This window comes from Alcaligenes parafaecalis, assembly GCF_026344135.1.
Taxonomy (GTDB): Bacteria; Pseudomonadota; Gammaproteobacteria; order Burkholderiales; family Burkholderiaceae_B; genus Alcaligenes; species Alcaligenes parafaecalis.
Genome location: NZ_JAPKNA010000004.1, coordinates 60950 through 75042, shown reverse-complemented (window position 1 = coordinate 75042; position 14093 = coordinate 60950). Strand labels below are relative to the sequence as shown.

The following is a 14093-nucleotide window of genomic DNA, read 5'->3' as shown; positions in this document are numbered from 1 at the left end:
TGGGCCAGCGATGAGACTATTTATCAGTATTCTCCTGGTTTTTGCCCTGGGTATTGGGGCTCTGGCCCATTTGACGCAAGGGTTTAACGCCCTGACAGCCGAGACAGCCCGTCGCAATGATGTGGCTGCCTCACCGCGTCTTATCTCCGATGTCGAAGTACTGCTCCCGGCCGGGGGCAGTGCGCAGCTCAGTTCCCTGCTGCAAAATGATGGTCGCATCACCATCGTCAATTTCATCTATACCCGCTGCGTCACGCTATGTCTGGCGATGGGCTCGGAGTATCAGCAACTGCAAAAAGCGATTGTGGACGAAGGCTTGCAGGACCGTATCCGCCTGCTAAGCATCAGTTTTGATCCCACCGATTCGCCCGATCACTTGCGCCGTTACAGCAAAACCATGAAGGCCAATCCGGACGTCTGGCAGTTTGTCACCATGATGCCCGGCGAGCAGCGTCAGCGCGTGCTGGACGATTTTGGCATTGTGGTCATTCCCGCTCCCTTTGACGAGTACGAGCATAATGCGGCGTATCACGTCGTCAGCTCCGAGCCGCGTTTGGGCCGCATTGTGGATTATGGCGAACCTATGCTGGCCTTGGCTTATGCCAAACGTGCTGTCGAGGAACTGGATCAGAAGGGGGCGATGTAATGTCTTTGAAGCGTGTCGTCGAAGCCACCAAAGTCCGGCCTTATCTGGGTAGTGCCCTGGCCTTGCTGGCCGCCTTGTTGTTTGCGGCAGCGGCTTTTTGGGACCGTCCCCTGACGGCATCCATGAGTCTGCACATGCTGGTGCATATTCCGCTATTGGTGCTCTCTGGCGTTGCCTTGCAGCTTTCCATGCGCTATCAGGGTGTGGGGCGCTCTCCCGCCATGCAGGCCTTGCTGCGCCCTTATTACGCCCTGAATGAATATGGTTTGCCCGGCCTGATTCTGGTCAGCTTTGCCGCGGCTTACTGGATGGTGCCCAAGGCACTGGATGATGTGCTGGTGTCGCCTCCCATGGCCACCGCCAAGTACATTGGTCTGGTGCTGATGGGGATGTTGTTCATGGAGTCCTGGCGACGCGCCCACCTGGTGTTTCGCCTGTTCTTCTTCGGTAACTTCAGTTGGATGATGGCGATTGTTGGCCTGCTGTATTACGACAATCCGGTTCGGCTCTGTAATTTCTATCTACAGTCCGACCAAGAGATTGCCGGCATAGGTCTGGTCATTATGGCTTGTGTGCTGCCATTGCTTTGGCTCTTGTCCGAGAGCAAGGCAGTGATCGGCTTTTTGCGGCAATAATACCCATCCATTTTGTTTTGCAGGTGTCCTCATGAGCCATACCGTTTCCAACAGCGATACCCGTCTGTACCGACGTAACAGCTTTTTTGACCAGATTCTGAGCGAGACGAATCGGGCCCTGGAAGTCCTGGGGCGTTCGGCACGCGCTTCGCGTCCGAATCCCGCAGGCAAGGAAGTGTCCGAGATCAGCACCGACGAAGCCCGCCATGCCGCAGGCTTGATGCGTGTGAATCATGTGGGCGAGATCTGCGCCCAGGCCTTGTATCGTAGTCAGGCCATGCTGTGCAAAGATCCGCTAGCAACTGAAGTGCTGTTGCTAGCCGCTCAGGAAGAGGTCGATCACCTGTCCTGGTGCGACGATCGTCTGCGCGAGCTGGACAGCCGCCCTAGCGTCTTCAATCCTTTGTGGTATGCCGGTTCCTTCGCCTTGGGCTTGCTCGCCAGCCGGGCAGGGGTGCCGTATAACCTGGGTTTTATGGCCGAGACCGAGCGTCAGGTTGAAGAGCACCTGGAAAGCCATCTGGAGTCTTTGCCTGCCAGCGACAATCGTTCGCGTCGCATTGTGGAAAAAATGCGCGATGACGAAATTGAGCATCGTCGTACTGCCGAGAATCATGGGGCTGTAGGTTTGCCTCCACCCGTCAAAACCTTGATGCGCATGATGTCCAAAGTCATGACGACGACGGCTTATCGCTTGTAATTCATTTTCTCAATTGGCGGCTGTGTTCAGCTTGCCGGGTGGGGATAAGAAAAGAGGGGCAGTTCCTGGAACTGCCCCTCTTTTTTTTGTTCAAGCCGCCGGGTTTGTGGAAAAAAATGCAGCAGCCTGAGTCTATCGCTTTACCAGCGGTAGTTCAGATTCACCATACCGCTCATGCCGTAGGACGAGCCCGAGCCTTGCTCACGAATAAAGCGGGCCGAGACCAGGGTGCTCTTGCTGATTTCGCCATCTACACCCAGTTGGATCTGGCCCGCATTGCGCGCGTTGCTGGCTTTGAAGCGGCTGTCGCCCACGTAGATGCCCGTGTCATTGAAGCGGTGTACCCAGGCCAGTTCCACGAAAGGACGCAAGGGCAGGGTGGTGGTGTCCGGGGCAGCTTCTACTCGTACGCCAATGCGGGATTGGGTTGTGCTCTTGCGTTGAACGGCGTAGCTGGTGCCTTGCACTTCTCCTTCATCACCCGACAAGTGGCTGTATAGCAACTGGGCTTTAGGTGTGATCAGTACGGCGCTGTCCGGTGCATACTTCCAGCCATAGCCGGTTTCAGCCGCCACTTGCCACAGATTGTTATTGTGTTTCAGTTCCCCCAGGTCACTGGTGAGCTTGCCACGGTAGTGCGTAAATTGCAGGGAGCCGTCCACAAACCAGCCTTGACGTGTCTGGGCATTTTCCAGATAGGTTGCGTAGGCACCTACGTTGTAGCCAGTACGTTTGTCCTTGGCGCGCAGGGTGCTGCGATTGCTTGGATCAGCCGGGTCAATGAACTGGTTACGGGATTTGGCCGAGATTTCGCCCACACCCGCCATCAGGCCGGTACGGAAATCGCCTTTTTCCAAGTTCTTGCCCCAGACGTCACCGCCAATCTGGAACATGCTGCTGTTGACCTTGGCATCGACGGAATCGTAGTCCTCAAAGCCCATTTTCTTGTCGGTACGAACTTGCGCGCGCGCCCACACTTTGCGTTGACCAGCGGTCAGACCTTGCTGGTTCAGTTCGCGCTCGTGGAAGGTATGGGCAAACAGGTTTTGCGAAACACGGTGTGCGGCCAGGTAGGCCGGAGCTTCCGGGGAGACGTTGATATGCTCATCTGGCTGCGGGTTGACAGGTGTAGGTTCCGTTGGTTCTACAGGGTCAGTTGGTTCTACAGGGTCAGGAGCACGGACGGAGGAAGTGAGGAACCAGTCGTGGTTTTTCCCATCTTCTTTGTAACGGCTGATCAAGCTGTACTCATAGCCGTTTACAGAGATTGTATGGTTGCCAGAGCGATAGCCACTGGACTGAGGGCTTAAAATAAAGGCGTCGTCCTTTACCAGGGCACCTGCGCCGCTTAGAACAACGGGAATTCCTTTAACTGTCTGAGCGCCCAGGCCTTGTTGGTTTTGGATTTGTAGAGAGGTGGTACCTGTTACCTGGCCATTATCGGCTATGAGTAATTTGTCCGAGCCAGAGGTGTCGTCGCCTAAGCTGACGTTCATGGTCATGTGTCCGCCACCAATATATTCGCTTACGCTCAGAGTCTTAAAGCGATCTTTTTGATCTGCTTCAAATTGCAGGTGCCCGTCTTTGTTTATTACCGTGTTCAGCTCAGAGGACCGGGTCATTCGCCAAGTACTATCTTCATGTAGGGCAACTGTGTGTACAGAGCTGTCTTGGTCATTGTCTATTCCGCCTGTCCAGAGGCTCCCTTGATTTAGTGTTAAATGATCAAGCCGAGCTCCGTCGCGCAGTTTGAGGTCTCCTTTTAGCTGTGAGCGTGTACTGTTTACGCTGGAGCTACTCAAGCCGGTTTGTGGACCATCGATAGTAAGAAGTTGTTGACCTTGAAGAGTGCTGTCGTTGATGTCCAGAGTGACGCCAAGATTATTAGCGTGCAACGCACTGGCTTGGGCTGAGTAAACAGAGACGTTTCGCAGCGCATGATTGACCTGCAAGCCATCATTTTTAGTGTTGCTAAACCTCAAGCCGTCTGCATTTTTTCCGGATGTGCTGATTGTGAGTTGTTCAGCCTTGAACGCTGGGTTGTTAATCAGATATATTCCGACAGCCTCATCACCTAGTGTGGTGATAGTTGTGTCTCCGTTGAGCTCCAGAGCTGCAGTGTTAGTTGTTGAGCTTTTGAGAGCATAGATACCGTGTGAGCGGGTGCCCTCTGTCAGAATGTTGACATTCTTTGTGCTAGCCGATGCGTCCAGTCCTGATTCGTGTCGTGCAGCCACAAACATGCCCGTCGCGCCATTAGCCTTAGTATGAATGGTCAGGTCAGTCCCCTGGAATTTTGCGCTACCGACTCCAGGGCTTCCGGCCCAACCTGGGTGCCCATCAACATACACGCCATGTGCTTCGTTACCATTTTTTGATGTCGTGATGTGTACGCGCTCGAGTATCGCGTGCCCCTGCCGTATATCAAAGCCGGTGCTGCCTACATCTATATTGACATCAGTGAGTTTGGCGGTGGCATCATCAACCATCCAAAAGCCATTTGCGGGGCTGCCTTGGGAGACTCCCAAATCTTTGACCGAAACTTGATTGAGTTCCAAGTGCGAACCGGCCTCATCTATAGCAAAAATATTGCTCTCGTATCTACCCTTAAAAAATACGTCCGAGTCTGTGATGCTGACGCGACCGCCGCCGTTGCTAATGCCGGTTTCGGCAACCTCGCTGGTGCTGACAGCAAGTTCATCCAGGCCTATATGAATCTGGCTGTTGGTGATCGTTAGTGCCGATCCCTCGCTACCCCAGAATGCCTGTGAGTAAGAGCGTAGGTTTGAGTTTTCGATACTTAGCGTGCTGTTTTTTGAAATATTGCCGATCGCGCCCGAAGCATTGATCTGAACATCCTTCCATGACGAAGAATTGTTTTCACCTAGCTCTAATAGGGAGAAGAAGCCATCTTTATGAGTTAGCTCTGTACCTTGTAGGTGAAGCTGGGAGTTTGCTCCCTGTGTAAGTAAATGACGCCCGGGGCCGGAAAGAGAGCCGCCAGTGATATTGATGGTGCTGCTTTCTCCTAAATGGATCAGTGCGGCGGGGTGGCCATCGTTAAAAACATTGCTGTTGTTCAATATCAAGCTATTGCCAGAACCTGCCAGTTGTATAGCTGCTTGCCAAGTGGCTCCATTGCTTTGAGTCACACTGATATTGGTATCGTTGAGTGTGACCGCAGCATTGTTTCCAATTGTATTGATTGCGTAGACGGTCTCACCTTCAGCGGTGATTCGACCACCATTTGATGTGAAGGCTTGGTTGCTTCCTAAAGTCACCGCACCACCTTGATTGGTGCCGGTAAAGTTTACCTGGTCATTTGCCCCTATCGTAGCCGGGCCCCCTGTTGGGCCTTGTGTTAAGTCTATTTTTTCGTAAGTGGCAGCGTACGTGGCCAAGGAGGTGGCGGTTAACATCACCCCACCGAGCAAACTGAGCATAATTGGGTTGAGTTTAAGCATACTTTGCATTCCTGATGTCTATGGTTATAGGGAGATAAGGGCGATCAATCTTTTGCCTCTAACTCTCAGATCAGTGCTTCAAGTCAAGCTTGTGCATGCTTAAAATGTTAGTAAGTTTTGTGTTTTTATCAAATTATGGGGTTTTTTTATGTTTTTTTATTACTTTTAGTATTGTTTTTGCTTTTTGTGTGACGAGAATGGTATGCAGTTAATTGTGATGAACTTAGTTGCTCGGGACTTGGGTCATAGAGAAATGAGGTGTTAATGCCACAAAATGCGCGTCTAAGGGTTTTCCATAGCATTTATCTTGCATTGCACCATTTTTGTGGGTAGACTTTAGTTATTGGATGTTGAAAAGAAAGCGGGAAACAAGCAAAAACACAAGCGTAATAACCCTTAGCTTTCTGGCTCGATACTTTATCTGGTAGCCCAACTTGCCACGATTGTCTCCTCCACCCTCCTCCTTTGGTGGATTTGCCCGAGATCTTTAGATCTCGGGTTTTTTTTTGTGCGTCCCCTATTGTTTGTGAACCTGCAGGACAGAAAAGCCAGGGTTTACGCGGCTTGTGGGCCTGTTGATGCCCCCTGCTGTTGGCCGGAGCGGCTTTGGTTTCGCATGACGAAAAAATGCTTCACAGTCCGAATAGAAAAAGCCTTGCCCATCATTGCTGATGGACAAGGCTTTTTTACTGTCAGGGTCGAACGAACTTACTTCTGTGGAACGGTAGCCACATGCAGCAAGTTGGTGCGACCGCTGGTGCCAAAGGGAACACCGGCAATCATCACGATGGTGTCGCCAGCCTGAGCAAACTCATGCTGCGCCGCCATATCCGTAGCGTGGTCGATCATCTCGCCCAGATCACTGACGTCCTCGCAAGGCACGGCATGCACACCCCAGGCCAAGGTCAGACGGCGTGCGGTTTCCACACGGGGTGTCAGGGCCAAGATAGGGGCGATAGGCCGTTCACGACTGGCGCGCAAGGCGCTAAAGCCGGTGGTGGTGTAGGCCACGTTCGTTGCTGGCTCCAGAATGCTGGCCACGCGACGCAGAGCGCAGCAGATCGCATCTGCGGTGCTGGCCTCGGCGGTGCTGTGGTTCGCTTCCAGAATGGTGCGCCAGCTAGGATCGTTCTCAATTTCCTTGATGATGCTGTCCATGATGGACACGGCTTCCAAGGGAAATTCGCCCGAGGCCGATTCGGCGGACAACATGACGGCATCTGCACCCGAATAGATGGCAGTAGCCACGTCCGATGCTTCGGCACGGGTTGGCACAGGTGAGGTAATCATGGATTCCAGCATCTGTGTCGCCACGACGACCGGGCGACCTGCCGCACGGGCCGTACGCACGATCTGACGCTGCAACACAGGCACGCGCTGGGGTGGGACTTCCACGCCCAGGTCGCCACGAGCCACCATGACGCCATCACACAACTGGACGATTTCTTCCAGATGCTCCAGGGCCTGCGGTTTTTCCAGCTTGGCCATGATCCAGGCCTTGTCACCGATCAGCTCGCGGGCTTCACGGATGTCGCCAGGACGTTGCACAAAGGACAGGGCAACCCAATCCACGCCCAATTCCAGTCCAAACTTCAGATCGATCAGGTCTTTCTCGGTCAAGGGCGAGATAGGTAGTACCACGCCGGGTACATTCACGCCCTTGCGGTCGGACAGCGGGCCGCCGACCATGACCGTGGTTTCTGCAAAATCTGGACCAAAGCTGTCCACACGCAGACGCAGCTTGCCGTCATCCAGCAGCAGGTCTGTTCCATCTTCCAGCGCTGCGAAGATTTCGGGGTGGGGCAGGTAGGCACGCTGGCTGGTCCCCTCGGCGGGGTCCAGATCCAGGCGGAATTTCCGGCCGGTTTCCAGTGTCACACGGCCATCTTTCATTTTGCCCACGCGCAGCTTGGGCCCTTGCAGGTCCATCAGAATACCGATACTGCGACCGGTTTCCTTTTCAATCTGACGAATGGTGTGATAGCGCGCGGCATGGTCTTCATGTGTGCCGTGGCTGAAGTTCAGGCGGAATACATCAGCTCCGGCCTCGAACAGTTCACGAATGCGTTCTGGCGTAGAACTGGCAGGACCCAGGGTAGCCAGAATGCGGGAATGACGTTGACGTTTCATGGGTTGTTGTCCTTAGGGGGATCGATAGCTCAAAGAGCAGCGATACCGGCGCGGGCGATCTGAGCGTCTTCCGGTGCTTTCACGCCGGACACGCCGACAGCACCAATAACTTGACCGTCCACCACAATCGGTTCGCCGCCTTCCAGTGGCGTGATGGGCATGGACAGAGCAGCAAAGCGACCGTTATTGACCATGTCTTCAAACACCTTGCTGGACTTGCCGCCGCTGAGCACGCAAGTACGTGCTTTCTCAGGGGCAACCAGGGCGCTCATCATGGGGGCGCCATCCAGACGTTGCAGCCAGAGCGGATAACCGCCTGCGTCGCAAATGGCGATGCAGACAGCCCAGTTGTTTTTCAGCGCTTCCTGCTCGGCAGCAGCGGCGATCTTTTTGACATCAGTCAGGGTCAGTACTTTCGTGTCTCTCATGTCCAGTCCTTTATGAAAAAGCGTTAATCGCTAGGGGGTAAAACCAGAATTGCACGGAAATCGTTGACGTTGGTCAGGGTAGGGCCCGTAACCAAGGAGTCGTCCAAGGCTTCAAAGAAGCCATGACCATCATTATTGTCCAGACTGTCCCTTGGGCGTATACCTTGTTGCCAGGCACGCTCCAAAGTGTCGGGACCGCAGAAGGCTCCGGCAATTTCTTCCTGGCCATCCACACCGTCGGTATCGCCTGCCAAACCGTAGATACCGGGCGCGCCATTCAAGGCAATGGCGGTGGATAGCAGGAACTCCACATTGCGACCGCCACGGCCCTGGCCGCGCAAGGTCACGGTGGTTTCCCCGCCTGACAGCAGCACGCAAGGGGCCTGTGCGGGTTGCTCGTGCTGAGACACGCTCAGAGCAATACCCGCCATGACTTTGCCCACATCGCGGGCTTCGCCTTCAATGCTGTCACCCAGCAAGACCGGACGCACACCACGGGATTCGGCTACGCGGGCAGCCGCGAGCAAAGCCAGTTGAGGTGTGGCCACCAGATGGGTGGTGACATGGGCCAGGCGTGGATCATCGGGTTTGATGGTTTCGCCATCGCCGCTTTCCAGCAGGGCACGGGCAGCGGCCGGAATCTCGATGCCATAACGGGCAATGATTTCCAGCGCCTGCTCGCACGTGGTGGGATCTGCCACCGTGGGGCCGGAAGCGATGTCCATGGGCTTGTCGCCGGGGACATCGGAAATAAGCAGGTTCAGGACTCGTGCAGGGGCGCACGCCGCTGCCAGTCGGCCGCCTTTGATGGCGGACAGGTGACGGCGTACGGTATTCATCTCACCAATCGAAGCACCGGACTTGAGGAGTGCTTTATTGATGGCTTGTTTGTCAGCCAGGGTGACGCCTTCTCCAGCCAGGGGCAGCAGAGACGAGCCGCCGCCGGAGATCAGGCAGATCACCAGATCGTCTTCATTCAGATTGCTGACCGTGCGCAAAATCTCGCGGGCAGCATCCTCACCGGCCTGATCGGGTACGGGGTGAGAGGCTTCCAGGATTTTGATATGGTCGCACGGCACGCCGTAGCCATAACGGGTTACCACGACGCCGCTGATAGGGCTCTTGTCCCAGTGGCGCTCCAGCGCCTGGGCCATGGCGGCGGATGCCTTGCCCGCACCGATCACAATCGTGCGTCCTTTTGGGGCCTCGGGCAGATAAGGCGGAATGCAATGTTCGGGCTGAGCCGCATTGACGGCAGCCTGAAACATTTTGCTGAGTAAGTCTTGTGGCTCGATCTTCATGGGTCAATCCTAATGCAGGGCGATGGCAGCAGACCATCTTACTGCGCGACAGGGATGTGACTGCGTGAGAGCAGGACATCTTTGCTACTAACTGGAAAAAAAAGCGGGCCGCAGCCCGCTTGCTGGATGTCCTGGCCGTGCTGGCGTGGTGCCTGGAAAAAACCAGCCCGGACGGGAGCATCCTTGAACTGATCTTATTGACCAATCTCGTAGTTGGCCATGATCTCCAGAGCGCGGACCATGGCGGAGTGGTCTTGTGCTGCGCCACCGTGAGCAGCGCAGGTATTGAACAACTCCTGTGCTGTTGCGGTGTTGGGCAGAGCCACGCCCAGTTGACGCGCGGTGGTCAGAGCCAGGTTCAAGTCTTTCTGGTGCAGTTCAATGCGGAAGCCAGGATCGAAAGTGCGCTTGACCATGCGCTCGCCGTGTACTTCCAGAATGCGCGAGTTGGCAAAACCGCCCATCAGTGCTTCACGAACCTTGCCTGCATCGGCACCAGCCTTGGAGGCCAGCAACAGGGCTTCGCCCACCGCTTCAATGGTCAAAGCCACGATGATCTGGTTGGCTACTTTGGTGATTTGACCGTCACCGTATCCACCGACCAGGGTGATGTTCTTGCCCATCAGTTCAAACAGGGGCTTGACCTTGTCGAAGGCTTCTTGCTTGCCACCGACCATGATGGTCAGCGAACCGGCCTTGGCACCGACTTCGCCACCGGACACAGGAGCGTCCAGGTATTCGCAACCCAGTTTGACGATGCGCTCGGCAAAGCCTTTGGTAGCGACGGGCGAGATGGAGCTCATGTCCACCACGATCTTGCCAGCGGTAAGACCGGCGGCAACGCCGTCTTCGCCAAACAGGGCGTCTTCCACGTGAGGGGTATCAGGCACCATCGTGATGATGATGTCGGCCTGACGGGTCACTTCGGTGCCGTTGGCGCAAACGGTTGCGCCGGCTTCTTTCACGCTTTTGGGGAAATCGCCACGGGTGTAGGCAAACAGCTCATGACCACCCTTGATCAGGTTGACGGCCATGGGTGCGCCCATGATGCCCAAACCAATAAAACCGATTTTAGCCATTGTGTAATCTCCTAATAATTATGTGCAGATGCCCGGCCGATCAGGCCGTGACTTCTGTCAGCTCAGTCATCCAGCCCAGACCGTCTTTGGTCACGCCAGCGGGTTTGTACTCGCCGCCGATCCAGCCCTGGTAACCTAGGCTGTCGATGTACTTGAACAGCCAGGCGTAGTTGATCTCGCCTGTGCCCGGTTCGTTGCGACCTGGGTTATCCGCGATCTGGATGTGTGCAATCTTGTCCAGGTGCTTTTTCATGGTGGCAGCCAGCTCGCCTTCCATGCGCTGAGCGTGGTAGACGTCGTACTGGATGAACAGATTGTCCGAACCGACGTCCTGCAACAGAGCCGCGGCCTGTTCTGTGCGGTTCAGGTAGAAACCTGGAATGTCGAAGGTGTTGATGGGTTCAACCAGCAGGCGCAGGCCAGCGTCTTTCAGCTTGGCGGCAGCAAACTGCAGATTGCTGACCAAGGTCTTGTGAGCCAGTTCGCGGTCTGCGCCTTGGGCCAGCTTGCCAGCCAGGCAATTGACTTGCTTGCAGCCCAGCGCGGTGGCGTATTCGATAGCACGGCCTACGCCGTCCTGGAATTCACCCACGCGCTCGGGCAGGATTGCAATGCCGCGCTCGCCGCCGTCCCAGTCGCCCGCAGGCAGGTTATGCAACACCTGGGTCAAACCGTGTTGTTGCAGTTTGTCAGCCAGTTGCAGTTTGTCGTAGGCGTAGGGGAACAGGTATTCCACTCCCTTGAAACCGGCGTCGGCCGCTGCCTGGAAACGATCCAGGAAGTCGTGCTCGTTAAACAGCATGGTCAGGTTGGCGGCAAATTTTGGCATAGTGCTACTCCGTTTTTTAAATCAGCAATCAGTCCATCAGCGAGATGGCGGTGGGGGCGTCAATACCCGCTTCGGCCAGGGACTCGAATTCCGTCACATTGTGCAGTTCGGTGCCCATGGCAATGTTGGTGACGCGCTCCAGGATCAGTTCGATCACAACCGGCACGCTGAACTCTTTCATCCATGCACGAGCCTGTTCAATGGCGGCCTGGATGTCTTCAGGTTTGTGTACGCGGATCGCTTTGCAACCCAGGCCCTCAACCACGGTGACGTGATCCACGCCATAGCCTTCGGTTTCAGGGGCATTGATGTTGTCAAAGGCCAGTTGGACACAATAGTCCATCTCGAAGCCGCGCTGCGCCTGACGGATCAGACCCAGGTAGGCGTTGTTGACCAGAATATGGATGTAAGGCAGCTTGAACTGGGCGCCTACAGCCAGCTCTTCAATCATGAACTGGAAGTCGTAGTCGCCGGAAATGGCCACCACTTCACGGCCTGGATCAGCCGCAACCACACCCAGAGCAGCGGGAATGGTCCAGCCCAATGGGCCTGCCTGACCGCAGTTGATCCAGTGACGTGGCTTGTACACATGCAGGAACTGAGCGGCCGCAATCTGCGACAGACCAATCGTGCTGACGTAGGTGGTCGAAGGACCAAAGGCGCGGTTCATTTCTTCGTATACGCGCTGAGGCTTCAAAGGCACGTTGTCGAAGTTGGTCTTGCGCTGCAAAGTAGCTTTGCGTTTCTGGCAGTCGGCTACCCAGGCGGCGCGATCGCTCAGTTTGCCAGCGGCTTTGTATTCTTTGGCGACTTCAATGAACAATTTCAGTGCAGCGCCTGCGTCCGAAGCGATACCCAGATCAGGGCCGAAAACGCGACCAATCTGTGTGGGCTCGATGTCTACGTGCACGAACTTGCGACCTTCGGTGTAAACGTCCACGGAACCGGTGTGGCGGTTGGCCCAGCGGTTACCGATACCGAATACAAAGTCCGATGCCAGCAAGGTCTGGTTGCCGTAGCGGTGCGAGGTCTGCAGGCCGACCATACCCGCCATCAGCGGGTGATCGTCGGGTACGGTGCCCCAGCCCATCAGGGTTGGGATCACAGGCACGTTGACCAGTTCAGCAAACTCTTGCAGCAGGGCAGCGGCGTCAGCGTTGATCACGCCACCACCGGAGACGATCAGTGGACGCTCGGAAGCGTTCAGCAGTTCGATGGCTTTTTCAGCTTGGGCGCGGGTGGCGGTCGGCTTGTACGCTTCCAGTGGCGAGTAGGTGTCCAGATCGAATTCGATCTCGGCCATCTGCACGTCGATAGGCATATCGATCAGCACAGGGCCAGGACGGCCGGAGCGCATGATGTGGAAGGCTTGCTGGAACACGCGTGGGATCAGGTCTGGCTCGCGTACGGTCACGGCCCACTTGGTCACAGGCTTGGCAATGGATTCGATATCCACGGCCTGGAAGTCTTCTTTGTACAGGCGCGAACGGGGAGCCTGGCCGGTAATGCACAGGATTGGGATCGAGTCAGCCGATGCGGAGTACAGGCCAGTGATCATGTCTGTGCCAGCGGGGCCGGAAGTACCGATACATACGCCGATATTGCCGGGATTGGCACGGGTAAAACCTTCGGCCATGTGGGAAGCGCCTTCCACGTGGCGGGCGAGAATGTGATCAAAGCCACCTTCTTTGCGCAGTGCGGAGTAGAAGGGGTTGATGGCGGCGCCGGGCACGCCAAATACGGTGCTCACGCCTTCTTTACGTAAAATTGCGGCGGCGGCGTCCACTGCTCTCATTCGAGCCATTGATATCTCCTAGATCATCGTTTGACGAAATTCACAACTCGATAATAAGGAGTGATGGACCTGCCTAGAAATGGTGGTACGATTGTTTCTATCGATACTTGGAGTATTGAATGAGCCGTTATACCGAAATTCGAAGTTTTGCACTGGTCGCTGAAAAAGGCAGTTTTGCAGCCGCTTCCGTGATCGAAGGCGTCACTCCCGTGGTCATGGGTCGCCGCCTTGATGCGCTGGAGCAACGCCTGGGTGTGCGCCTGATGCACCGATCTACCCGTGGGCTGACGCTGACGGATCTGGGCGAGCAGTTTCTGGAGCAGTGCAAACAAATTCTGAAGGACTTTGAAGAGGCCGAAGCCAGTATCAGCGCCCAGCGCAAAGTAGTGCGTGGGCACTTGGTGGTATCGGCCCCAGCGGCTTTTGGGCGTCGCCATGTGGCGCCCCATGCCTTGTCCTTCAAAAAGCGTTATCCCGAGCTGAAGCTGTCTTTTAACTTTACGGACAGCGTGGTGGATTTGGTGCGTGAAGGCTACGACATGGCCTTGCGGATTGGTGAGGTCACTGACCCCAACTATGTGGCGGTGCGTCTGTATCCGAACCGGCGCGTGGTGTGTGGCACACCCGAGTATTTTGAGCGTCACGGTGTGCCGCGTGTACCGGAAGATCTGGCTCGTCATAACTGCCTGGCCTTTAACCTGCAAGGCGGGCAGCAACGCGGCTGGACCTTCTTGCGGGATGGTCGACCTTTGGCGGTGCGGGTTGATGGCGATCTGGATTGCAATGACGGTGAACTGCTCTTCAATTGGGTCAAGCAAGGTTGGGGTATAGGCTGGCGCTCCACCTGGGAAATTCAGCCAGAGCTCAAGCGGGGCGAGCTAGTGACGGTGCTGAACGAGTTCGAGATTCCCAGCTACGATATTCAGGCGGTGTATCAGCAGCAGCGCTATTTGCCTGCGAAAGTGCGACGCTTTATCGACTATCTGCGAGCCATCTACAACACGCCCGGTTATTGGGATGGCGAGGTGCAGTTCTAGGCTTCCAAAACAAAAAAAACCGCTTCGAGAAGCGGTTTTTTTTATGCTG

Annotated in this window: 11 protein-coding genes; 4 read left to right on the top strand and 7 right to left on the bottom strand. The window is 55.5% G+C overall.

Going from position 1 to position 14093, the window contains the following annotated elements:
• The first annotated feature begins 10 nt into the window (after positions 1-10).
• The 3 genes from OSH09_RS13250 to coq7 are packed head-to-tail and all read left to right on the top strand — an operon-like array spanning position 11 to position 1981.
• Positions 11-646, top strand: coding sequence for an SCO family protein (locus OSH09_RS13250; protein WP_207873237.1), 636 nt, complete (start codon positions 11-13; stop codon positions 644-646).
• Positions 646-1281, top strand: coding sequence for a hypothetical protein (locus tag OSH09_RS13245; protein ID WP_207873238.1), 636 nt, complete (start codon positions 646-648; stop codon positions 1279-1281). Before OSH09_RS13250 ends, OSH09_RS13245 begins: the two co-directional genes overlap by 1 nt.
• Positions 1282-1312: 31 nt before the next feature.
• Complete coding sequence (coq7, locus tag OSH09_RS13240; RefSeq protein ID WP_266121225.1) at positions 1313-1981, top strand: 2-polyprenyl-3-methyl-6-methoxy-1,4-benzoquinone monooxygenase; 669 nt, start codon at positions 1313-1315, stop codon at positions 1979-1981.
• 140 nt (positions 1982-2121) lie between these two features.
• Here coq7 and OSH09_RS13235 read toward each other — a convergent pair whose 3' ends face one another.
• The 7 genes from OSH09_RS13235 to gcl form a co-directional block, all read right to left on the bottom strand.
• Positions 2122-5445, bottom strand: coding sequence for an autotransporter family protein (locus OSH09_RS13235; RefSeq protein WP_266121224.1), 3324 nt, complete (start codon positions 5443-5445; stop codon positions 2122-2124).
• Between the two features lie 708 nt (positions 5446-6153).
• Complete coding sequence (gene pyk / locus OSH09_RS13230) at positions 6154-7575, bottom strand: pyruvate kinase (protein WP_207873241.1); 1422 nt, start codon at positions 7573-7575, stop codon at positions 6154-6156.
• 29 nt (positions 7576-7604) lie between these two features.
• Positions 7605-8003: a GlcG/HbpS family heme-binding protein gene (locus OSH09_RS13225; RefSeq protein WP_207873242.1), complete on the bottom strand. Its 399-nt coding sequence runs from the start codon at positions 8001-8003 to the stop codon at positions 7605-7607.
• 23 nt (positions 8004-8026) lie between these two features.
• Positions 8027-9304, bottom strand: a complete 1278-nt coding sequence (locus tag OSH09_RS13220) for a glycerate kinase type-2 family protein (protein WP_266121223.1) — start codon at positions 9302-9304, stop codon at positions 8027-8029.
• 194 nt (positions 9305-9498) lie between these two features.
• Complete coding sequence (locus tag OSH09_RS13215) at positions 9499-10383, bottom strand: 2-hydroxy-3-oxopropionate reductase (RefSeq protein WP_094195582.1); 885 nt, start codon at positions 10381-10383, stop codon at positions 9499-9501.
• A gap of 40 nt (positions 10384-10423) precedes the next feature.
• Positions 10424-11212: a hydroxypyruvate isomerase gene (gene hyi / locus OSH09_RS13210; RefSeq protein ID WP_266121222.1), complete on the bottom strand. Its 789-nt coding sequence runs from the start codon at positions 11210-11212 to the stop codon at positions 10424-10426.
• Between the two features lie 28 nt (positions 11213-11240).
• Complete coding sequence (gene gcl / locus OSH09_RS13205) at positions 11241-13016, bottom strand: glyoxylate carboligase (RefSeq protein ID WP_266121221.1); 1776 nt, start codon at positions 13014-13016, stop codon at positions 11241-11243.
• Positions 13017-13126: 110 nt separating this feature from the next.
• On the opposite strand from gcl, the gene OSH09_RS13200 reads away from it, so the two are divergent.
• The gene (locus OSH09_RS13200) at positions 13127-14044 is read left to right on the top strand and encodes a LysR family transcriptional regulator (protein WP_026485032.1); all 918 of its coding nucleotides are present in this window, start codon (positions 13127-13129) and stop codon (positions 14042-14044) included.
• Positions 14045-14093 lie beyond the last annotated feature (49 nt).